Annotated in this window: 17 protein-coding genes; 5 read left to right on the plus strand and 12 right to left on the minus strand. The window is 58.5% G+C overall.

The features are described from left to right. Nucleotides 1–91 precede the first annotated feature (91 nt). On the minus strand, nt 92–1,459 hold the full coding sequence (locus tag AAH446_RS02170) for an NAD-dependent succinate-semialdehyde dehydrogenase (protein ID WP_342905089.1): 1,368 nt from the start codon (nt 1,457–1,459) through the stop codon (nt 92–94). 129 nt (nt 1,460–1,588) lie between these two features. On the opposite strand from AAH446_RS02170, the gene ptrR reads away from it, so the two are divergent. Next, complete coding sequence (gene ptrR / locus AAH446_RS02175; protein WP_342905090.1) at nt 1,589–2,455, plus strand: putrescine utilization regulator PtrR; 867 nt, start codon at nt 1,589–1,591, stop codon at nt 2,453–2,455. A gap of 39 nt (nt 2,456–2,494) precedes the next feature. Then, nucleotides 2,495–3,307, plus strand: a complete 813-nt coding sequence (locus AAH446_RS02180) for an arylamine N-acetyltransferase family protein (protein WP_342905091.1) — start codon at nt 2,495–2,497, stop codon at nt 3,305–3,307. Between the two features lie 123 nt (nt 3,308–3,430). Here AAH446_RS02180 and fabV read toward each other — a convergent pair whose 3' ends face one another. The 3 genes from fabV to dsdA all read right to left on the minus strand — a co-directional run bounded on the left by fabV (nt 3,431) and on the right by dsdA (nt 7,986). Then, entirely contained in the window at nt 3,431–4,627 is a 1,197-nt protein-coding gene (gene fabV, locus AAH446_RS02185; RefSeq protein ID WP_342905092.1) for an enoyl-ACP reductase FabV, read from the minus strand. Between the two features lie 164 nt (nt 4,628–4,791). Then, nucleotides 4,792–6,450, minus strand: a complete 1,659-nt coding sequence (gene eptB / locus AAH446_RS02190; RefSeq protein ID WP_342905093.1) for a kdo(2)-lipid A phosphoethanolamine 7''-transferase — start codon at nt 6,448–6,450, stop codon at nt 4,792–4,794. Between the two features lie 204 nt (nt 6,451–6,654). Next, the gene (dsdA, locus tag AAH446_RS02195; protein ID WP_342905094.1) at nt 6,655–7,986 is read right to left on the minus strand and encodes a D-serine ammonia-lyase; all 1,332 of its coding nucleotides are present in this window, start codon (nt 7,984–7,986) and stop codon (nt 6,655–6,657) included. 315 nt (nt 7,987–8,301) lie between these two features. Between dsdA and AAH446_RS02200 the strand changes: the two genes are divergently transcribed. Further along, nucleotides 8,302–9,576 (plus strand): Glu/Leu/Phe/Val family dehydrogenase, encoded by a 1,275-nt coding sequence (locus tag AAH446_RS02200; protein WP_342905095.1) that lies wholly within the window; start codon nt 8,302–8,304, stop codon nt 9,574–9,576. 79 nt (nt 9,577–9,655) lie between these two features. On the opposite strand, the gene AAH446_RS02205 is transcribed toward AAH446_RS02200, so the two are convergent. The 3 genes from AAH446_RS02205 to AAH446_RS02215 form a co-directional block, all read right to left on the minus strand. Beyond that, nucleotides 9,656–10,078, minus strand: a complete 423-nt coding sequence (locus AAH446_RS02205; RefSeq protein ID WP_342905096.1) for a hypothetical protein — start codon at nt 10,076–10,078, stop codon at nt 9,656–9,658. 95 nt (nt 10,079–10,173) lie between these two features. Beyond that, nucleotides 10,174–10,620 (minus strand): DUF441 domain-containing protein, encoded by a 447-nt coding sequence (locus tag AAH446_RS02210; RefSeq protein ID WP_342905097.1) that lies wholly within the window; start codon nt 10,618–10,620, stop codon nt 10,174–10,176. Nucleotides 10,621–10,711: 91 nt separating this feature from the next. After that, complete coding sequence (locus tag AAH446_RS02215; RefSeq protein ID WP_342905098.1) at nt 10,712–11,347, minus strand: hypothetical protein; 636 nt, start codon at nt 11,345–11,347, stop codon at nt 10,712–10,714. Nucleotides 11,348–11,595: 248 nt separating this feature from the next. Between AAH446_RS02215 and hpxO the strand changes: the two genes are divergently transcribed. Then, nucleotides 11,596–12,753: an FAD-dependent urate hydroxylase HpxO gene (gene hpxO, locus AAH446_RS02220; RefSeq protein ID WP_342905099.1), complete on the plus strand. Its 1,158-nt coding sequence runs from the start codon at nt 11,596–11,598 to the stop codon at nt 12,751–12,753. Between the two features lie 30 nt (nt 12,754–12,783). Here hpxO and dcp read toward each other — a convergent pair whose 3' ends face one another. Genes dcp through guaD form a run of 5 tightly spaced genes read right to left on the minus strand, consistent with a single transcriptional unit; the run spans nt 12,784 to nt 20,784 of the window. Then, nucleotides 12,784–14,835 carry a peptidyl-dipeptidase Dcp gene (gene dcp, locus AAH446_RS02225; protein ID WP_342905100.1) on the minus strand — a complete coding sequence of 684 codons (2,052 nt, stop codon included), beginning with the start codon at nt 14,833–14,835 and terminating at the stop codon, nt 12,784–12,786. A gap of 47 nt (nt 14,836–14,882) precedes the next feature. After that, nucleotides 14,883–15,665: a xanthine dehydrogenase accessory protein XdhC gene (gene xdhC / locus AAH446_RS02230; protein WP_342905101.1), complete on the minus strand. Its 783-nt coding sequence runs from the start codon at nt 15,663–15,665 to the stop codon at nt 14,883–14,885. Next, a complete protein-coding gene (xdhB, locus tag AAH446_RS02235; RefSeq protein WP_342905102.1) occupies nt 15,655–18,021 on the minus strand; it encodes a xanthine dehydrogenase molybdopterin binding subunit in 2,367 nt (788 codons plus the stop codon). The genes xdhC and xdhB overlap by 11 nt, the downstream gene beginning before the upstream one ends. Beyond that, on the minus strand, nt 18,011–19,456 hold the full coding sequence (gene xdhA / locus AAH446_RS02240) for a xanthine dehydrogenase small subunit (protein WP_342905103.1): 1,446 nt from the start codon (nt 19,454–19,456) through the stop codon (nt 18,011–18,013). The genes xdhB and xdhA overlap by 11 nt, the downstream gene beginning before the upstream one ends. After that, entirely contained in the window at nt 19,453–20,784 is a 1,332-nt protein-coding gene (gene guaD, locus AAH446_RS02245; protein ID WP_342905104.1) for a guanine deaminase, read from the minus strand. Before guaD ends, xdhA begins: the two co-directional genes overlap by 4 nt. Nucleotides 20,785–21,185: 401 nt before the next feature. Between guaD and ydfG the strand changes: the two genes are divergently transcribed. Next, nucleotides 21,186–21,932: a bifunctional NADP-dependent 3-hydroxy acid dehydrogenase/3-hydroxypropionate dehydrogenase YdfG gene (gene ydfG, locus AAH446_RS02250; RefSeq protein ID WP_342905105.1), complete on the plus strand. Its 747-nt coding sequence runs from the start codon at nt 21,186–21,188 to the stop codon at nt 21,930–21,932. The last annotated feature ends 39 nt before the right edge of the window (nt 21,933–21,971 follow it).

Consider the following 21,971-nt stretch of genomic DNA (forward strand, 5'->3'; position numbering starts at 1 on the left):
CTCTGGTTATTTTAGCCTGGCGTGGCAATCCGGGATGGCAGGGTTCAAAGCCGGACAGCGAAACAGAGGACGCTGCCCGGCCAGCACAGGCTTACGCCTTCCAGACGGTCTGAGCGTTGGTGAACTCCCGGATACCGAAGTGGGACAGCTCGCGACCATATCCACTCTGTTTAACGCCGCCGATCGGCACGCGCGGATCGGAAAAGCTGGGCGAATTGATAAACACGCCGCCGGTTTCCAGGCGGGCGGCGAGCGCCGCGGCTTTTTCCACGTCATGGCTCCACAGGCTGCCGCCCAGTCCGAAGTCAGAATCGTTGGCCATCGCGATGGCGTCCTCAGCATCCTCTGCCCGGATCAGCGAGGCAACCGGACCAAACAGCTCCTGGCGGAAGCTGGTCATTCCCGGCCTGACGTTGCTCAGGACGGTGGGCGCATAGAAATTCCCCTCGCCCGGCAGCGCATGACCGCCTGTCAGACATTCAGCCCCTTCGGCCAGGGTCGCCTGGACCTGAGCATCCAGCTCATCTCGCAGATCGTAACGCGCCATCGGGCCGATAAAAGTCGAGGCTTCGCGCGGGTCGCCCAGCGTCATTGCGTTAACCGCCGCCACAAATTTGCTGCTGAACTCGTCAAAGACCGCCGACTCAACGATGATCCGCTTGGCGGCGATACAGATCTGGCCCCCGTTCATAAAGCGGCCTGATACAGCCCCCTGCACCGCCGCGTCGATGTCCGCATCGGCCAGCACAATAAAGGCATCAGCACCGCCTAATTCCAGCACGCTTTTTTTGATCGCGGCACCGGCAAGCGCGGCGATGGCCGCACCGGCGCGCACGCTGCCGGTCAGCGTAACGGCGGCGATACGACGATCCTGGATCATAGCGGCCACCGAGGCGTTATCTGCATTCAGCACGCTGAAAACGCCCTCCGGCACGCCAGCCTTTCTCAGCACCGCTGCCAGCAACAGCGAACTGCCCATCACATTAGGCGCAGGCTTCAGCAGATAGCTGTTGCCGGCCAGCATGATGGGGACTGCACCGCGCAATACCTGCCAGACAGGAAAATTCCACGGCATCACCGCCAGCACCGGGCCCAGGGGCAGATACTGCACCCAGGCGTTACCACCTGCCACCATCGCCGGTTCCGGCGCCAGAAAAGCAGGCCCGTGCTGCGCATACCAGTCACATAAGTGCGCGCTTTTCTCCACTTCCGCCAGGCCCTGAGTGACGGGCTTGCCCATTTCATCCGCCATCATCTCCGCCAGTTCGCGGGCGTGGCTGCGCAGCGCACCGGCAACCGAGCGCAGCAGCTCGCTGCGGTCGCTGATATCGCTGTTGCGCCACTGACTGAAGCCGTTGCTGCTTTCGGTTAACGCGGTTTCAACCTCTGCGGCAGAGGCAAAAGGGGTATGGCGAATTTCCACACCGGTAAAAGGATTACGGGAAACGGCACCTGACATAATAACTCCTGTTAGCGGGAAGACTTGCCCTGCAAAAATCGGTTTCGGTGAATAAGCGTTAGCATAGGCTTGTCATCCCTTCCTGAAAAATGAATAATTATGAAGACAATTATCATGAAATGAGAATGTATGGACCTGACCCAGCTGGAAGTGTTTCGCGCCATTGCGCAGGAAGGCAGCGTCACCGCCGCCGCAGGCAAGCTCCATCGCGTCCCTTCAAATATTTCCACCCGCCTGCGCCAGCTTGAAGATGAACTGGGCGTCGAGCTGTTCCGGCGCGAGAAGCTCCGTCTGCATATCACCGATGCGGGCAGAACATTACTCGACTACGCCACCCGCCTGCTCACCCTCGCCGAAGAGGCAAAAGAGCGGGTGTCCGGACAGCATCCCGCCGGCGTCTTTACCCTGGGCGCTATAGAGAGTACCGCCGCCGTCAGGCTGCCGCCGCTGATTGCCCGTTATCATCAGACGTGGCCTGCCGTGGAACTCGATCTCTCAACCGGTCCCTCTGGAGAGATGATTGAAGGGCTGCTGGAGGGGAAGTTCAGCGCGATATTTGTCGACGGGCCGCCGAGGCACCCTCAGCTGGAGGGCGTTGCAGCCTTCAGCGAGGAGCTGGTGCTTATCTCTTCACTTAATCATTCGCCGGTCACGCAGGCAGCGCAGATTTCCGGCGCAACGATTTATGCCTTCCGCGCAAACTGCGCCTACCGGCGTCGTTTTGAAAACTGGTTTGCCCGGGAAGATGCCGCGCCGGGTAAAATTTTTGAGATGGAGTCCTATCACGGTATTCTGGCCTGCGTCAGCGCCGGTGCCGGGCTGGCGATGATCCCCAGAAGTATGCTTGAGACGATGCCCGGCCGGGAAAGCGTGCAGGCCTGGCCACTGGCGGACGGAAAGGGAAAGCTGGCTATCTGGCTGATCTGGCGGAAAAATGGCGAAACGGCTAATCTGCGGGCTATGGTCAGCCTGCTGGATGCACAGCCAGGGCGTTAACCGGCGCGTCATTTCTTCTCTGCAAAAAGGAGACTTCCAGTGAATAAAACCAGTGAGGCGTTAGATCCCGGGCTGACTGAAAGCGTGCTTGAAAAGCTGGGTATGACAACAGGCCCGGCGCTTAGCGAAGCCGGTCTGGCCAGCCTGTACCAGGCCTGGTGCCAGTCCGTCCCCTTCGATAACATCAGGAAGCGCATCGCCAGCCCGGCTCACGCCGCGCAGCCACTGCCCGGCGCCACCCCGGAAGATTTTTTTTCTCACTGGTTAGCCTTTGGTACCGGGGGGACATGCTGGGCATCGCATGGTGCGCTCAGGGCGCTGTTGAAGCAGCTGGGCTTCTCCATACGCTACGGCATCTCAACCATGCTTTCGCAACGCCCCGTCAGCGGTGACTCACCGGGGCACGGCACCCTGGTTGTCAGGGTGGATGAAACAACTTTTGTGATTGATGCAACTATGCTGCACGGCGTACCGCTGCCGCTGGCTGAGCAACAGCATGAACATCCCGTGTGGGGGACACATGTTCATCACAGCGAGGGCCACTGGTGCATTAACTGGAAGCCGTTGGGCAGACCAGCCCTGGACTGTCGCCTGCTCGATTTTGATGCGCCATGGTGTGAGTATGCCCGCCGTCATGAAGCCAGCCGTCATAACAGCCGGTTTGATGGTGCGCTGCTGATTCGCCGCGCCGGGCAGGAGAGCATCACCGGTATTGTGAAGGGGAAATGCGTGACCCGCCATCTGGACGGTTCAGAAACGTTTTCAGCACTCACGCATAAAGCGCAGCAGAAGCTGCTTATCGAGCACTTTGGTATCGCTGAGGAGATCGTTGTCAGGCTGCCTGAAGCGTAACCGCCAGCGCAAAGCTTACAGTTGCTGCAAAGCGGGCATAAAAAACTGCACCTTACTTGGCGGGAATCTCCGCCTTTGGGGTGCAGCATTAAGCCTGACGCCTGTCAGGCTACCGGCAGCGTATTACATCTGAACCAGGTTTTTGATTTTCACGTCCGGGTTAACGTCAGCCTCGTAGTCCACGCCGTCCAGGCCGAAGCCGAACAGGTGCATGAACTCGCGCTTGTAACCGGCAAAATCTGTGATTTCATTCAGATTTTCATTGGTCACCGTTGGCCACAGCTTAACCACTTCATCCTGAACTTCCGGCGACAGCTCTTTATAGTCCGCGCGCAGACGACCGGTATCGTCCAGGATCGGTGATGCGCCGTAAAGGCTATCTTTGAACAGGCCGTAAACCTGCTCAATGCAGCCTTCGTGCGTGCCTTTTTCCTTCATCACTTTAAACAGCAGTGACAGATAGAGCGGCATAACCGGAATAGCGGAACTCGCCTGAGTCACCACGGCTTTCAGCACGGAAACGCGGGCATCGCCGCCCTGCTCTGCCAGCGTGTCGCGGATGGTCAGGACACGCTTGTCCAGATCCTTTTTCGCTTCGCCAATCGAGCCGTTCCAGTAGATATCGTGCGTGATCTGCTCGCCAAGGTAGGTGAACGCGGTGGTTTTTGCACCGTCAGCCAGCACGCCGGCCGCCTTGAGATCGTCAATCCACATCTGCCAGTCTTCGCCGCCCATCACCGCCACGGTGCCGTCGATCTCTTCCTGAGATGCTGGCTCAAGGGTAATGTCGGTGATGGTTTCTTTATCGGTGTTCAGACCACGGGTAGTCAGAGATTTACCGACCGGCTTCAGCGTGGAGTTAAACACTTCACCTGTTTTAGGATGAACGCGGCGCGGCGCGGCCAGGCTGTAGACGACCAGGTCAACCTGACCCAGATCTTCTTTGATCAGCTCAATGGTTTTCTGCTTTACTGCGTCAGAGTACGCGTCGCCGTTGATGCTTTTCGCATAGAGGCCCTTCGCTTCCGCCAGCTCTTCAAAGGCGGCTGAGTTGTACCAGCCTGCGGTGGCCGGTTTGGTCTCTTCACCCGGACGTTCAAAGAAGACGCCCAGGGTGTCGGCATCGCAGCCGAAGGCCGCAGAGATGCGGGCAGCCAGGCCATAACCGGTGGATGCGCCGATCACCAGCACTTTTTTCGGACCGTTGGCGATTTTGCCGTGGCTGGTGACAAACTCAATCTGTTTTTCAACGTTAGCTTTGCAACCCGCCGGATGGGCAGTAACACAGATAAAGCCACGAATGCGTGGTTTAATAATCATGTTGACCTCAATAGAAACTGTCTGAGTAAATACGGGCAGTAGGATACCTGCTTGTGGCGATTCAGGCAAAGCCGACGGCAGCTTATCGCTTCCGCCGACGCCTCCGCTGCCCCTTTTGTTCATTCTTCGCCCGAATAATGCCTGAGGCGTCGCCGCTCACATTATCAGGAACTTACATGACACCAGTTGCGCAGTTCATTAATGCCGCCGTCCGGTGAGGTAAAGCCTGCGCAGCCCAGGATGCTGTCATACAGCTTCTCATGAAAGACCGGTGTTTTTGCCTTTTGCAGTTTTTTTAGCTGGGCAAAGGCTGCCGCATGGTCAGGCTTTTGCAGAAACTTGTCCGACGCCCAGACCATAACTGGAATGGTGCGCTGGGCCATCGGCGCAATGTTGCGCGGCGTGCCGTGGAAATGCATATTCTCAGAAATCGACTCGCCGTGATCGGAAGCGTAGAACACGAGGGCATTACGGTTTCTTAACTGGTCAAAGACCGACTTCAGCACATGATCGGTATAGAGCAGGCTGTTGTCGTAAGAGTTGACCATCTCCTGCGTCGAGCATTGATCGTCAATGCCCAGACATTCGGGCTGGTAGCGGGCCCAGGCGCGCGGATAACGCTCGGTATAAAGATAGTGCGAGCCTTTCGTATGCAGGATGACGAGATGTTTGCCATCCGGGTGACGGTCGACAGAATCTCTCAGCTCGCTGACCAGCGCCATATCGTCGATAGGCTTGCCCACGTTGCGCTTCTCAGACTGAATGGTTTCACGCAGGGCGTAATAATCTGCCATCGTCTTATTATAGAACCACGCTTCGCTCTGCATGGAGAAAAGCTCCGAGGAGAAGCCCTGCTTTTTCAGCACGGAAAAGACGTTCATCTCTTTCAGAGTGCGTTCAGGGGATTCCGATGCCCCGCCTTCACGCACGAACATACAGCGCAGCGAGAGCTTGGTGGCGGTATCGCATGAATATCCCTGTAGCACCGCAAGATTTTTTTCCTTATCCAGGTTCGGCGTGTTGTCACGATCGTAGCCGTAAATCCCCATATGATCGCGGCGGGCGCTCTCGCCAATCACAAACACAATATAGAGATCATTAACATCCTTTGGCGGCGTATAGGTGAAATGCTCCGCGGGATCGAACAGGTTGCGGTTATCTTCTGCTTCGCTCCAGCTGCTGTAGGCCAGTAGCCCCATTCCTGACAGCCAGTTAGAAGGAGAATAGCTGCCCGCCACCACGCCGCCGTAGCTGGCCATCATGCGGTTGTTAATGCGATCCTGCTCATCCTGATGATCGCCCATCACTTTCAGAGGCACCCAGCAGCAGAGGCCTGCCGCCATCATCACGCCGCTGCGGCGTAAAAAGGCCCATCCGTTGCGGCGGCGCAGCGCCGCTTCCGGCATCGGGGCGAGCCAGAGCATCAGCACCGGCAGCAGGCTGACCAGTACCAGCCAGGTGGAAAAGTGCCAGCCAACGGACTCACGGGAGAGATCGAGGCTGTCCGTCGCCATTGCGGCGGCCACGATGCCGTAGCCGATGGTGACGTTAAAGAAAATCATGTAATAGCTGGCGGCCACCGAGAACACCACCAGCAGCGTGGTGAGGATGCGGAACAGCAGGCGCCCCGCCAGCGAGGCGAGCAGCGTGGTAAAAAGCACCAGGGCAAAAGCGGCCAGCACCTCAATGCCGGTTGAGAGCGCCGCGTCAGCATGTAGCTGATGAAAGCGGCGAAGAAAAATGGGCAGATTAAGCAGAACGCCAATATAGAAGGCGATGAAGCAGCAGACCCGGCTCTGGGTCAGAAAGTGCAGTTTTTTCATTTATTATGTCGTTATTGCGGATGGATGGCGGGCCAGAAACAGAGATTCCGTCTGTAAAAGGCCTGATAGTTATCGTGCGGAGTTTCTGACAGGGAAAGGCTTCATGAGTTTAACGCAGCGGCAGAAAACACGATGTTATAATGTAACAAAAAATGTATATGGCGGCAAATGATGCCGCCCGGTGAGCGCTGTGGATTCAGACGACTAAGGCGTGGAGGCTGAGAGGTATTTTTCCCACTCGTCGTCCGGCACCATTCCGCCGCCCGTGGCCCAGACCACATGCGTACCGTTATTCAGCATCTCCCCGCTGATGCCCTGCGCCGCCAGCGCCCCGGCATGCTGACGAAGACGCCAGGGGCCGGGCAGCCCGGCCAGCGCGGAAGGCTCAAGCAGCAGCTGCTCTTCCCTCGCCATCAATCCCAGCAGGTCATACATCTCCTGGTCGCTCAGGGTAAAGAAGCCGCACAGCAGCCGCATCATCGCCCGTCCGACAAAGCCTGAAGGGCGCCCCACCGCCAGCCCGTCGGCGGCAGTCTGGTTATCAATCCCCAGATCCTGCACGGCGATCCGATCGTGCAGGCCGGTATATACCCCGAGCAGCATAGAGGGCGAATGCGTCGGTTCGGCAAAAAACAGATGCACGTTATCGCCAAACGCCAGCTTCAGTCCGAACGCCACCCCGCCAGGCGCGCCGCCCACGCCGCAAGGAAGATAGACAAACAGCGGATGCGCCTTATCGACGCGGATCTGCTGCCGGGCCAGCTGCTGCTTCAGCCGGTCGCCCGCCACGGCGTAGCCCAGAAACAGCGTGCGGGAATTTTCATCATCAATAAAAAAGCAGTCCGGATCGCTGGCGGCTTCCTGCCGGCCCTGTTCGACCGCCATACCATAGTCCTGCGCATATTCGATCACGCTGACGCCATGCTCACGCAGTTTCTGTTTTTTCCACGCGCGGGCGTCCGCAGACATATGTACGCTGACTGAAAACCCCAGCCTGGCGCTGACGATACCTATGGAGAGTCCCAGATTGCCGGTCGAGCCAACGGCGATGCGGTAACGGGAGAAAAAGGTGCGGAATGCATCAGAGTCAAGTTTGCCGTAGTCGTCGCTTTCCTGAAGCAGCCCGGCCTGCATCGCCAGCGTTTCCGCATGAGCCAGCACTTCATAAATGCCGCCCCGCGCCTTGATGGAGCCCGCGATGGGAAGGTGGCTGTCTTTTTTCAGCAGCAGGCGTCCTCCCGCTTCAGCGCCGTAGCGGGCGTCAAGCACCCGCCCTATCCGCGTCAGCGCCACCAGCTCTGACTCAATGATACCGCCCGCAGGCGCGGTTTCGGGAAACGCCCTGGCCAGCCAGGGGGCAAAACGCTGTAGTCGTGCCGCAGCATCCTCAACCTGCGCCGCGCTCAGCCCGACATGCGTCAGCCCTTCTGCTGCCTGCGTGGCCGAGGTGTTGATCCAGGTGACCGGCTCCAGCTTACAAAGCGCGCTGACCAGGGGAAAAGCCGCTTTTAATCGCAGCCGCTCGTTCTCATCCATCCGTTTTTCTCCTCAAGCGCCTGACCGTCTCCGGCAAAGTATGATCGCATTCAAAGATCTGAAAAATAACATCAAAAAGGCTGATATGCACTTTGGCTGCATAATTATGGCTATTTCACCTCCCTTCCTGTTCAGGGCTGGGGAAGAAGTAATTATTTATTCGGCCACCCCCGACAAAAACATGCACGTAACATTTTTCACATAAATTTAAAAAATTCAGCGAGAGGATTTAGTGATAAATTTAGCCCCGCATAGGTGATATGCACTAACTACTTCCCGGTTTCGCAGCACATATAACTAATTTAAAGGTTTGTTATGGATAAGCTCTCTTACGTATCTGAAGGCAGCACAACGGCCTGGTCAACCTATCTGCAGCAGATCGACCGCGTGGCCCCCTATCTGGGCGATCTCACTCGCTGGATCGATACCCTTCGCCATCCGAAGCGCGCGCTGATTGTTGATATTCCGTTGCAGATGGATGACGGCTCAATTCGCCACTTCGAAGGCTTCCGCGTGCAGCACAACCTGTCGCGCGGCCCCGGCAAAGGCGGCATCCGCTATCATCCTGACGTTGACCTTAATGAAGTTATGGCGCTTTCGGCATGGATGACCATCAAGTGTGCGGCGGTAAATCTGCCTTATGGCGGCGCCAAAGGCGGCATTCGCGTCGATCCCTTCAAACTCTCCGAAGGCGAACTTGAGCGTCTGACCCGCCGCTACACCAGCGAAATTGGCCTGATCATCGGTCCGCAAAAAGATATCCCCGCGCCGGACGTCGGCACCAACGCCAGAGTGATGGCGTGGATGATGGATACCTATTCGATGAATCACGGCACCACCATTACCGGCGTGGTAACCGGCAAGCCGATTCACCTTGGCGGTTCGCTGGGGCGTGAAAAAGCGACCGGGCGTGGGGTCTTTATTACCGGTCGTGAAGTCGCCCGCCGTTCAGGCATCGAAATCGAAGGCGCGAAAATCGCTATTCAGGGTTTCGGTAACGTCGGCAGCGAAGCCGCCCGCCTCTTTGTGGCGGCAGGCGCACGTGCCGTGGTGATCCAGGACCATTCGGCCACCTTATTCAACGCCAGTGGCATCGATCTGAGTGCGCTGGCCGAGTGGCAGAGCAGTAATAAAAACATCGCCGGTTTCCCTGGCGCAGAAGAGATCGAGAGCGAAGCCTTCTGGTCCGTGGAGATGGATATTCTGATCCCGGCGGCCCTGGAAGGACAGATCACCCGCGAACGCGCCGAACTCCTCAGCTGTAAGCTGGTGCTGGAAGGCGCTAATGGCCCGACCTATCCCGACGCCGACGACGTGCTCGCCTCACGCGGCGTCACCGTAGTGCCGGACGTGGTCTGTAATGCCGGCGGCGTAACGGTCAGCTACTTCGAGTGGGTGCAGGATATGGCCAGCTTCTTCTGGAGCGAGAGTGAGATTAACGATCGCATGGATAAGCTGATGACCGAAGCGATGGTCCACGTCTGGGAGAAGGCGAAAGAGAAATCGTGCAGCCTGCGCACCGCCGCCTACATCGTGGCCTGCGAACGCATTCTGATGGCCCGTAAAGATCGTGGTATTTACCCGGGCTGACGCCCGATGGCCGCCCGCCACGGGCGGCCAGATCGCCACCCCTTCCCGCCAGTTCTTTTTTTCTGTACGACGCCCCTGGTTATACCGGACTGATGCCGGTCGCTTCCGCTTCCCGTAAGGCCGCTTTAAAGATTTCGTTTTCCTCAGTCAGACGGATAGCCGCTTCGAGCATCTCATTCTGCATCAGTGAGACAGAACCGCCGCTGGTGCGCCAGTGGATATAAAGCACGCAGAGGGCCGCGACCTGCAGCTGGTCATTTTCACGGTTGTCCGCACCGAAGCCATACTCAGCCGCAGCCCAGCGGTAAATAGCCGCAACAAAGGGCATGGCGCCCTCATCATCCAGCGCAGGAAGCGTGGCGAACAGCGCCAGCATTTCCGGCGTGGCCACATAGCTCTGGCGGCCTTCGGCATCAAGCTGACGCCCACGGGCACGGGCGTTATTGGCCTGCCTGGCCTTGAGTTTGGCTCGTTTGCTTCGTTTATCCTGTTTACTGCTCACCGCGACGCTCCCCTTTAAAAAAGAGCGCAATCATAGCAGAGCCGGCGCGGAAAGACAGGCTGGGGTTAGCTGACGCGGCGCACTCCGCTCCGTGGCTACATTTTGCCGATAAAGAGAGAGACCAGCCCTGCGGCGATCAGCGGCCCGACCGGCACGCCGCGGAACAGCGAAACCCCAATCAGCGTGCCAATCAGCAGCCCGCCCACGATGGTCGGCTGACCGCTCATCAGCGTGACGCCCCGGCCTCCCACCCAGGAGACAAATATGCCCACCGCGATGGCCAGCAGCGATTTCCAGCTCATAAAAGCGTGCATCAGCGTGCTGGTAGGGAGGGCGCCGCTGGCAATGGGCGCCATCACGCCGACAGTGAGGATAATGATGCCGACCGTCACGCCCTGTTTTTCAATCCACGGGAAGAAGGCGTTAAGCGGCGTCACCTTCACCAGGATTAGCACCAGCAGCGCAAGCGCAACGGTGATGTTGTGACTGAAGTAGCTCAGCCCCGCCAGTACAACCAGGATAAAAAGCGTGATATCAAACATTGGGTTTCCTGAAAAGAGTGTCGCGCTAAGTGACTGTGAGGACAGAGTAAAACGCTTTGCCGCTCCGCTCCACCTTTTTAGATCTCACCGGTCAGTAGAGCGCCTCAATCGCGCCCTGGAGCGCGACGCCGGGACCGCTCAGCACGGCCAGCGTGCTGTTGATATATTTTTCCGCCCCGGCCATCGAAGCCTGCGCCAGCACGATGCAGCCCAGCGGACATTCGGGCCGCTGCTGGATGTAATGGGCAATTTCCCGGAGATAGCCTTCGGTATCTCCGGCATTAAACAGCGCCCAGGCTCGCGGGATAAGCTCGACCGCGAGCCGGTCGCCCGGAATAAAGGCCTCAAACAGATGGGTCGTTGATGGCAGCGTGGAATGCGCGGTGCAGAGCACCAGAATGGAGCCATGGTAACGGGACGCCGCTTTCGCCAGCATCGCATCCACCCTGAATACCGGACGGCTGAAGGCATTCGCCTCCCATGCCACCACGCCTAATGTGGTACAGGTGACGATCACCGCATCGGCATGCTGACAGAGTTCTTCGATGGCCTGGCGGGTCGCCCCGGCGATCTCCGGCGTCACCTCGCTGGCCTCGATGGCGCTGGCCAGCAGGCCCTCTTCAACGCGGTGCAGCAGCTCAATATCCTCATAGTCCAGCGCACGCAGCGCCTCTTCAAAAACGGCAATGTTGCTTCGTGCGGCATGAAGACAGGCAATAATGGCCATCGGTGGCATCTCCTTGTGGTTTCCCCCACTGTGACAAATATCGCCGTCGCTGCCAACATGCCGCAGACCTAACGCGAAAGTTTCCTGGTGCCGTCACCATAAGCGTGCATTGCCCCAGAGCAGTGCCTCAGCATAGTGAAACTCTGTTTTGAACCCCTGCCCGCCTGCCGCCAACGCCTGCTTAGCCGCAGCCCGGCCACCTGGTACACATCTTGCTTTATTCCTTTACTGTCACAGAGGAGAGACGGATGAAAGCGATTGTGATCGGCGCCGGGATCGGCGGAATGTGTACGGCGATAGCCCTGAAGCGTATTGGTATTAACACGACCGTGTTCGAAGCGGTGAAAAGGATCCGCCCCGCGGGCGCGGCGATTTCAATCTGGCCTAACGGCGTAAAGTGCCTGAATCTTCTGGGGCTGAAGGCGCCTTTGCGCGCGCTGGGCGGCGATATGCGAACCATAGCGTATAAAACGCATCAGACTGGCGCGACCCTGACCGAGTTCAGTCTCGATCCGCTGGTGGCGGACGTGGGTGAACGTCCTTATCCCGTTGCCCGCGCTGAGCTTCAGGCGATGCTGCTGGATCACTATGGCCGTGAACAGGTGCAGTTTGGCAAGCGCGTTGTGCGTGTTGAACAGGATGCGCAGGGTGTGACCGCCTGGTTCGACGATGGTAGCAGCGACCAGGGCGACATGCTGATCGCCTGCGATGGCGCCCATTCGGTCGTGCGTCCCTACGTGCTGGGAAAACGCACCGAACGCCGCTATGCGGGCTACGTTAACTGGAACGGGCTGGTTGAGATGGATGCGTCTCTCGCGCCGCTCACCCAGTGGACCACCTTTGTTGGCGAGGGCAAGCGCGTCTCGCTGATGCCGGTGGCGGGCAATCGCTTCTACTTCTTCTTCGACGTCCCGCTGCCGGCGGGCCTGGCGGAAGATCGCCAGACGCTGCGCGCTGACCTGAAGCGTTATTTCAGCGGCTGGGCGCCGCCGGTGCAGAAACTGATCGACCAAATCAACCCGGAAACGACCAACCGTATCGAAATTCATGACATCGACCCCTTCAGCCAGCTGGTCAAAGGGCGGGTGGCGCTGCTGGGCGATGCCGCTCACAGCACCACGCCCGATATCGGTCAGGGTGGCTGTGCCGCGATGGAAGATGCGGTAGTGCTGGCTGAAGTACTGCAGGCTAACGCATCAGGCATCGGGCAGGCTCTGCTGCATTATCAGGAGAAGCGCGCGGATCGGGTCAAAGATTTGGTGCTTAAGGCGCGTAAACGCTGCGACGTCACGCACGGTAAAGAGATGGCCGTTACCCGACAGTGGTATGAGGAGCTGGAAAGCGAAACCGGCGAGCGCATTATTCGTGGCCTGTGTGACACCATTCAGGGTGGCCCGCTGGCCTGAAACCAGGGGCCGCTGCGGCCCCTGCTGCTTTTACTCTTCGCCGTCTCCGGTGAGGCCACGGTTGATTAACATCGGCTCAATCACCGGATCCCTGCCCCGCCATTTGCGGTAAAGCTCGCCCAGCTCTTCGCTGTTTCCCCGGGAAAGTATCGCCTCACGAAAGCGATCCCCGTTCTCGCGGGTCAGGCCGCCGCGTTCGGTAAACCAGGCGTAACCGTCATCGGCCAGCATCTGCGTCCAGATATAAGCGTAGTAGCCCGCCGCATACCCTCCGCCCCAGATATGCTGGAAGTAGCTGGAACGATAGCGAGGCGGCACCGCGTCCAGATCCGCTTTTTCCGATCTGAGCGCGGCCTGTTCAAAACCCGCAACGTCCTGCAAAGACGCCTCTGCCGGAAGCGCATGCCAGTGCTGGTCGAGCAGCGCCGCAGCCAGCAGTTCCGTCATCTCATAGCCTTTATTAAAACGGCTGGAGCGGATAAGTTTTTCACGCAGCGAGGCGGGCATCGCTTCTCCGGTCTGGTAATGGGTGGCGTAGTGCTCAAATACCCGGTCGTGGCTGGCCCAGTGCTCGTTGCACTGCGAGGGAAACTCGACGAAATCGCGCGGCGTTTCGGTGCCGGAAAGCCCCGGATAGCGCTGGGTGGCGAAGAGGCCATGCAGCGTGTGGCCAAATTCATGGAACAGCGTGATAACCTCATCCCAGGAGATCAGCGCAGGCTGACCGGCAGCCGGTTTGGTGTAATTGCAGACGTTGTAGATCACAGGCTGGCTTTCCAGCAGGGTCGACTGCCCGACAAAATTCCCCATCCAGGCGCCGCCGCTTTTGTTATCGCGCTTGAAAAGATCGGCGTAAAAGAGCGCCATCGCCTCGCCGTCACGGTCGTAGATTTCATAAACGCGGACGTCCGGATGATAAACCGGGAAGGTGGTTTTCTCCGTAAAGCTCAGCCCAAACAGTTCGCTGGCCGCAAAGAAAACTCCCTTTTCCAGCACGTTCCAGACCTCAAAGTAGGGATTGGTTTCACCTTCATCAAGATCATATTGCTCACGACGCACCCGGCTCGCATATCGCAGCCAGTCCCAGGGCGCCAGGGTAAAACCGCCACCCTCGCGGTCAATCATAGCCTGGATCGCTTCCGCCTCGCGTCTGGCTCTGGCGGTGGCCGCAGGCACGATTTTGCGCATAAACCCGAGCGCGGCTTCCGGCGTTCTGGCCATCTGATCCTGAAGCTTCCAGGCCGCATAGCTGGCGTGGCCCAGCAGCGCAGCCTGGGCTGCCCGGAGCTGGGCCAGCCGGGCGACCAGCCCCCGGGTATCATTGTTATCCCCTTTTTCGGCACGATCCCGTGCGGCAGTAAAGAGCGCCCGCCGGGTTTCGCGGTTGCTGAGATGTTGCAGCGCGGGCTGCTGCGTGGTGTTCTGTAACGTCAGTAACCAGCCCTCCACGCCGCGTTCGCGGGCGGCCAGCGCCGCCGCCGCAAGCCCGGCCTCGCTCAGGCCAGCCAGCAGCGATTTATCGGTCACTACCGGACCACCGGCTTTGGCCGCAGCGAGAAGCTGATTGCCGAAGCGGGTGCTCAGCATAGCCGCTTCCTGGTTAAGGGCTTTAAGCTGCGCTTTTTGCTGTTCGCCGAGGCTCGCGCCGGCCAGCTGGAAAGCCTGCCACGTTACCTCAACCAGCCGCAGCGATTCGGGACTCAGGTCGAGGAGATGACGCTGCTGGTAGACCGCATCCAGTCGTGAGAAGAGCCGGGGATTAAGTTTGATATCGTCTTCCAGCGCGGTAAGCGCGGGGGACATCTCTTCATCAAGCGCCTGCAGGAAGTCGCTGGTGTTGGCAGAGGTCATGGCGCTGAAGACATTTTCCACCCGCCGCAGCATCTGACCCGCTTCTTCCAGCGCTTCAAAGGTATTGGCAAACGTCGGCTCAGCGGGATTGTCAGCGATGCGCCGGATCTCTTCACGTTTTTGCCGCATCCCTTCCTCCAGCGCGGGACGATAGTGTTCATCCGCTATCCTGTCGAACGGCGGCGCCTGATAGGGCAGCGTGGAAGGCTGGCTGAAAGGGTTGTTTTGCATAACGCCGTTTCCTTATCGTAAAACTTCAGCATAGGCTGTGAACGGCCTCAGGCCAATACCTTCGGCACGCTGTAGGTGGCGATAATGTCGCCCGCGATCGCCACCGCGATCTCAGCCGGCAGTTTACCCTTCACGTCGGGCAGGCCGACCGGGCAGCGCATCGTCTCAAGCTGCGCCGCAGTAAAGCCTTTTCCGGCCAGCCGGTAATCAAAGCGCTGCCGCTTGGTCTTTGAGCCTATTACGCCAAAATAGCGGGCATCACCACGCTTAAGTATCGCTTCGCAGAGCGTCAAATCGCGGGGATGATGATGAGTCATCACCACAAAATAACTGTCCGGGGGCATCCGCTCCACCTGCTCTGTGGGATCGTCCAGCGGACAGATCGTCACGCCTGGCGGCACCGACATAAACTGTTCGGGCCGCTCATCAACCCAGAATACGTGACAGGGTAACGTTGCCAGAATCGCGACCAGCGCCTGGCCGACATGCCCGGCACCAAAGACGACTATCTGTGGCTGAGGCTGAACCAGCGGCTCAAACAGGACCGTTGTCATACCGCCGCAGCACTGCCCGAGCGAGGCTCCGAGGTTAAAGCGCCTGATATCGGGGTGAGCCTGCGGCGTACTGAGCAGTTCTCTGGCCGCGGCGACGCACTGAAACTCCAGATTGCCGCCGCCGATGGTCAGCCAGGTTTGTGACAGGGTCACAACCATTTTACTCCCGCTATCCCGCGGCACTGAGCCTTTCTCCTCAAGCACCGTCAGCAGGACGCAGGGCTCGCGCTTTTCGTTCAGCGTGGCGAGGATGGGTATCCATTCATCAGGGCGCATATCCCCCCTCCCGCTTCAGTTTTTCCGCACCCAGCAGCACCCGCTCCGGGGTGGCGGGCGTATCAAGGCCGGGATGCTGCTGATAATCACTGACGCTGGAGACTGCGTCCTGTAATGCGCACCAGGCCGCAATGCCCAGCATAAAAGGCGGCTCGCCAACGGCCTTGGAGTGAAAAACGGTCTCTTTAGGGTTTTTGCGGTTCTCCAGCAGCGTGACGCGGAGGTCAGCCGGGACGTCGCCGATGGCCGGGATTTTGTAGCTCGCAGGGCCGTCCGTCATCAGTTTGCCCTCCGCGTTCCAGACCAGTTCTTCACAGGTCAGCCAGCCCACGCCCTGAACAAAGCCACCTTCGACCTGGCCGATATCAATGGCCGGATTGAGGGAAGCGCCCACATCGTGCAGGATATCGGCCCGCAGCAGGCGGTATTCGCCGGTCAGCATATCGGCAATCACCTCAACGCAGGCCGCCCCAAAAGCATAATAGTAAAAAGGCGTGCCGCGACCGGCCTGACGATCGTAGTGAATACCGGGCACTTTATAATAGCCGGTGGCCGAAAGCGGCACCTGATTCAGCCAGGCCATCTGAGCAACGTCCGCAAAGGCGAAATGCTGCTCTTTAACCTTAACGATACCGTTACTGAAGCTGACTTCATCCACCGTGCAGTTATGCAACCGACAGAGCATCTCCGTCAGCCGGTCGCGCAGAATTTCCGCCGCATTCTGCGCCGCTTTGCCGTTCAGATCGGTGCCGCTTGAGGCGGCGGTCGGCGACGTGTTCGGGACTTTTCCCGTATCGGTGGCGGTGATCGCTATCTGGTCCACTTCAATCTGCAACACTTCCGCCACGATCTGCGCCACTTTCGTGTTCAGCCCCTGGCCCATTTCCGTGCCGCCGTGGTTGAGCTGAACCGTGCCGTCCGTGTAGATCAGGATCAGCGCACCGGCCTGGTTCAGAAAGCTGGAGGTAAAAGAGATGCCAAATTTTACCGGCGTCAGCGCCAGACCGCGCTTCAGCCAGGGGCTGCTGCGGTTAAACGCCACAATCTCCGCCCGACGCTGCGCATAGGAGGCGCTCTCCTCCAGCTTCGCGGTGATCTCGTGGAGCAAATTATCCTCCACCTGCTGGTGATAATGCGTGATATTACGTTCATGTTTGCCGTAGTAATTCCGCTTACGCACTTCCAGCGGATCAAGATGCAGTTCGCGGGCGATGTGATCCATAATCTGCTCAATCGCCACCATGCCCTGCGGTCCGCCAAAGCCGCGATAGGCGGTATTGGAAGCGATATTTGTCCGGCAGCGATAGCCGGTGATCAGCGCATCGCCGAGATAGTAGGCGTTGTCAGCATGGAACATCGCACGATCGACAATGGAACCGGAGAGATCGAGCGAGTAGCCGCAGTTCCCCGCAAGGTCAATTTTAACGCCGCTGAAGCGCCCTTCGTCATCCACACCCACGTCATAGCGCACAAAAAAGGGATGGCGTTTGCCGGTGATGCGCATGTCATCCCGCCGTGAGAGGCGCATTTTTGCCGGCCTGTTTGTCAGCCGGGCCGCTACCGCACACAGGCAGGCTACGCCCGCCGCCTGGGTCTCCTTGCCGCCAAACCCGCCGCCCATCCGCCGCATGTCGATGGTGACTTTATTCATGCTGATGCCCATTACTGACGCCACCAGCTTTTGCACTTCGGTCGGGTTCTGGGTGGAGGAGTAAACCAGTAGCGCGCGATCTTCACCAGGGATCACCATCGCCACCTGCGTTTCCAGATAAAAGTGCTCCTGCCCGCCAATATGAAACTCGCCCTGAAGCCGATGTTGCGCTTTTTCCAGCGCCGCCCCGGCATCCCCGCGCTGGTGAACGTGGGGAGCCTGAACAAAGTGCTGCTTCTCCAGCGCTTCCCTGACGTCAAGCACCGGCGTCAGCGGCTGGTATTCAATGATGGCGGCCTCTGCGCCAAGGCGCGCCGCCGCGGGGGTTTCGGCAGCCACCACCAGCACGATCTGTCCGGCATACTCCACCCGATCTTTCGCCAGCAGCGGATCGCCGGGCTCAAGAGGACCGATATCCAGCTCCCCCGGCACGTTCTGCCAGCTGATGACGCTGATAACGCCAGGAATGGCGTAGCAAGGAGTGGTATCAAGGCGGGTGATTAGCGCGTGGGCGTGCTCGCTGAGGCGTGGCACGAGGTGCAGCATGCCGGGAAGTTCCGGCCGGTCATCAATATAGAGAGCTTCACCGGAAACGTGCCCGGCGGCGCTTTCATGTTTATGACTGCTGCCCACGCCGCTTTGCACGCCTTCACGATACTGCTCAGCGATAACCTCTTCTGCTCTGACAGGACGATTATGAGACATAGTCGGATACCTCCAGCAGGTTAAGTTCCCCGGTAAACGAAGCGTGATAGCGCCGCAGTAAATTTTTTGCCACCAGCAGCCGATAACCGGCACTGGCGCGGAAATCGCTCACGGGCGCAAATTCCTGTTCCAGCATGGCACAGGCCCGTTCCAGGTTTTCCGTTGTAAAAGGCTTGCCGGTGAGCAGCTGTTCGCAGCGCACTGCCCGCATGGGGATCGCGGCCATGCCGCCAAAGGCCAGTCGCGCCCGACGGATGTTTCCTGCCTCATCCGTTTCGATCATAAATGCGCCCAGCACCGCGGAAATATCATCTTCGCCCCGTTTTGCCACTTTCCAGGCGCGAAAGAATTGTGACCCTGTCACTTCCGGCACCCTCACGGCGCGGATGAACTCCCCCTCGCGGAGGGCCGTTTTGCGGTAGGAGAGAAAAAAATCGGCCAGCGGCAGGCGGCGAATGCGCCCTTCCTGTTGCAGCATCAGCGAAGCGTCCAGCGCCAGCAGCATCGGCGGCGTATCGCCCACGGGCGACGCGTTGCCAATGTTGCCGCCCAGCGTCCCCTGATTACGTATCTGCTGTGAGGCAAAACGCGTCAGCATCTGTGCGAAGTTGGGAATGCGGGCGGCGAGCACCTCATAACAGCGGCTCAGCGACGCGCCCGCTCCCAGCACAATTTCATCATCCTGCTGATAACAGCGCTTCAGCTCCGCTATCCGGTCGAGCGCAATCGTCAGCGGCAATACTTCCGCCTGCTGCGTCACCCTGAGCGCCAGATCGGTGCCGCCCGCCAGCAGCCGGGCCTGCGGATTAGCCGCATACAACGCCGCCAGTTGCTCCGTGGTTATGGGCAGCAGACAGCGATTGCCGTTAGCCGAGATTTCCTCATCTCCCCTCTCTTTCAACGCATCAAGACGGCTTACCGTAGTGACCTCCTGACGACGGAAGCTGTCCTCCTCCTGCTGTTCACAGGCCTGCCGTGCGGCAGCCACTATCGGCCGGTAGCCGGTACAGCGGCAGAGGTTTCCCGCCAGCGCCTGTTCTGCCTGTTTGTGCTGCCAGGCACCCATGTTCTTTTGCAGCGTGAACAGCGACATCACAAAACCCGGCGTACAGAATCCGCACTGCGATGCATGGCAGTCGACCATCGCCTGCTGCACGGAATGCAGGCGGTCATTCTCTTTCAAATCTTCCACTGTTATCAGCTGTTTACCTTGCAGGGCGCTGACAAAGGTTATGCAGCTGTTGACCGTTTCATAAACCATCCTGCCCTGTTCCGTCCGTCCAAGCGTGACGGTACAGGCGCCGCAGTCTCCTGAGGCACAGCCCTCTTTGGTGCCGCTGCGGCGCTGATTGCGGCGCAGATAATTAAGCACGGTCAGATTAGGATCGATATTTTCTTCGCTCACCAGCGTCTGGTTCAGTAAAAACTGGATCATACGACGTTCTCCACGCTGTTATGTTGCCAGACGCACTGACCGTTAACCCAGGTAAACGCAATATTGCGATCGTCACCGAGCGTCATCAGTACAAAGAGTTTTTCCCAGATATCGCGGCTGTTCGCCTGACGCATCTTCTGTAGCGCCGACACGGCAGGATCGAGCACCACAAAGTCAGCCTCCTTGCCCGGCAGGAAATTGCCGATACGATCGTCCAGATCCAGCGCCCGGGCGCCGCCGAGGGTGGCGTGATAAAACGCCTCACCGGCGGCCAGCCGGTATTGCTGTAGCTGCCCTACCTTGTAAGCTTCGCCAAGGGTTTGCAGCATGTTAAAGGTGGTACCTGCGCCAACATCTGTGCCGATGCCCATCCTGACGCCCTTTTCACAGCAGTTTTTCAGACTGAACAGGCCGCTGCCGAGAAACAAATTTGAGGTGGGGCAGAAAGCGATCGAGGAATCGGTCCGCTGCAGGCACGCCCACTCCTCCTCTTCAAGATGGATACAGTGCGCGAAAACGCTGCGTTTGCCGGTCAGCCGGGAGTGATGATAGACGTCCAGGTAACCGCTGCGTTCCGGGAAAAGCGTTTTTACCCAGGCTACCTCCTGGGAGTTCTCGCTGAGATGCGTATGCAGCCAGGTATCGGGAAACTCCTCCCGCAGTTGCGCCACTTTCGCCAGCAGCGCCGGCGAGGATGTGGGGGCGAAACGGGGCGTCAGGGCATAGCTGAGGCGTCCCCGGTTATGCCAGCGCTCAATCAGCTCCCGGGTCTGCCGGTAGCTCTGCTCCGGCGTTTCCAGCAGGCAATCAGGGGCGTTGCGATCCATCATTACCTTTCCGGCAATCAGGCGCATATCCAGCCGGTCGGCGGCGCTGAACAGCGCATCCACCGATTGCGGATGCACGGTGCCGAAGACCAGCGCGGTGGTGGTGCCATTACTAAGGAGCTGGTGGAGGAAAAAGGCTGACATCTCAGCGGAGTGCGCCTCGCTGTGATACTGGCTTTCAACCGGAAAGGTGTACTGCTGGAGCCACTCCAGTAGCTGTTCACCAAAGGCGCCAATCATTTCCGTTTGCGGGTAATGAATGTGGCAGTCCACAAAACCCGGCACGATAAGCTTACCGCGATAGTCCGTGAATTCGCACTCATCGGGCAGCTGATGGCGTCCCTCTTCCCAGCTTTGCAGCGCGACGATCGCTCCGCCGTTCAGCAGCAGTAACCCATCTTCAATATAACGGGCGTGATCGGCGGCCTTCTGCGGGTTAATCGCCGCAGTGGTGATATCAAAAAAGCTTCCACGAATAGCCCGGGTTACGCACTCTGTCATAATGGTTCCTTCTGAAAAAAGTTCGGCCTTCTCTCCCGGTATTGCAGGGGCGACCTGCATAACAGGTTGCAATTGTTATGCCATGTGACAAATATGATATTTTGTTTTATTTATCAGTTAATTAAGTGTCATGGCAACGTTAAGTTCCGCTATTCAGCATCTAAGCGCACACGCAACCGGTTGCTTTTCTCCGCAATCGTTTACTTCTGATATTTCTGCACGCATGTTTATGAAGGATATCCTGCTGGCAGAAATACCACGCACTATAGCGAGGCGTGATGCCCCCGTTTTGCACCCTTTATGTGCATTTTTTTCCTGCCTTCGGGTAGCGATGACGGCTTATCACGTCGGGCCTGAAGTGCTATGGTGACATAAACCCAAATGTGTTGAGGAACAGTGAGATGATTGTATTTGTTACTGGTGCCACCGCTGGCTTTGGCGAAAGTATTACCCGCCGCTTTATCGCTGAGGGCCATAAGGTTATTGCTACTGGCCGCCGACAGGAGCGTCTGCAAACCCTGAAAGAAGAGCTGGGCGACAGCCTCTATACGCTACAGCTTGACGTCCGCAACCGGGCGGCAATCGAAGAGGCGCTGGGCACCCTGCCCGCTGAATGGCGGAATATCGATGTGCTGGTCAATAATGCGGGCCTGGCGCTGGGCGTTGAGCCGGCTCATAAGGCCAGCATTGATGACTGGGAAGATATGATTGATACGAACAACAAGGGGCTGGTCTATATGACCCGCGCCCTGTTGCCCGCTATGGTTGAACGCAACGTCGGCCATATTATCAATATGGGCTCGATCGCCGGCAGCTGGCCTTATGCGGGCGGCAACGTCTATGGCGCGACCAAGGCGTTTGTCCGCCAGTTCAGCCTTAATCTGCGCACCGACCTGCACGGTACCGCGCTCCGCGTAACGGATATTGAGCCGGGGCTGGTGGGCGGCACCGAGTTTTCAAACGTGCGCTTTAAGGGCGACGATGCCAAAGCGGATAGCGTCTATGACGGTGCGGAGCCGCTGACCGCTGAAGATGTTACCGAGGCGGTTTTCTGGGTAACCACGCTGCCAAAACATGTGAATATCAATACGCTGGAAATGATGCCGGTCGGCCAGACGCTGGCGGGACTTCAGGTACATAAAGGCTGAGCCAGCGCGTTTTCTTCAGCCCCGGCAGTGAGCTATTCC

This window comes from Erwinia psychrophila (genome assembly GCF_039023475.1).
In the GTDB taxonomy this organism is placed as follows: domain Bacteria; phylum Pseudomonadota; class Gammaproteobacteria; order Enterobacterales; family Enterobacteriaceae; genus Erwinia.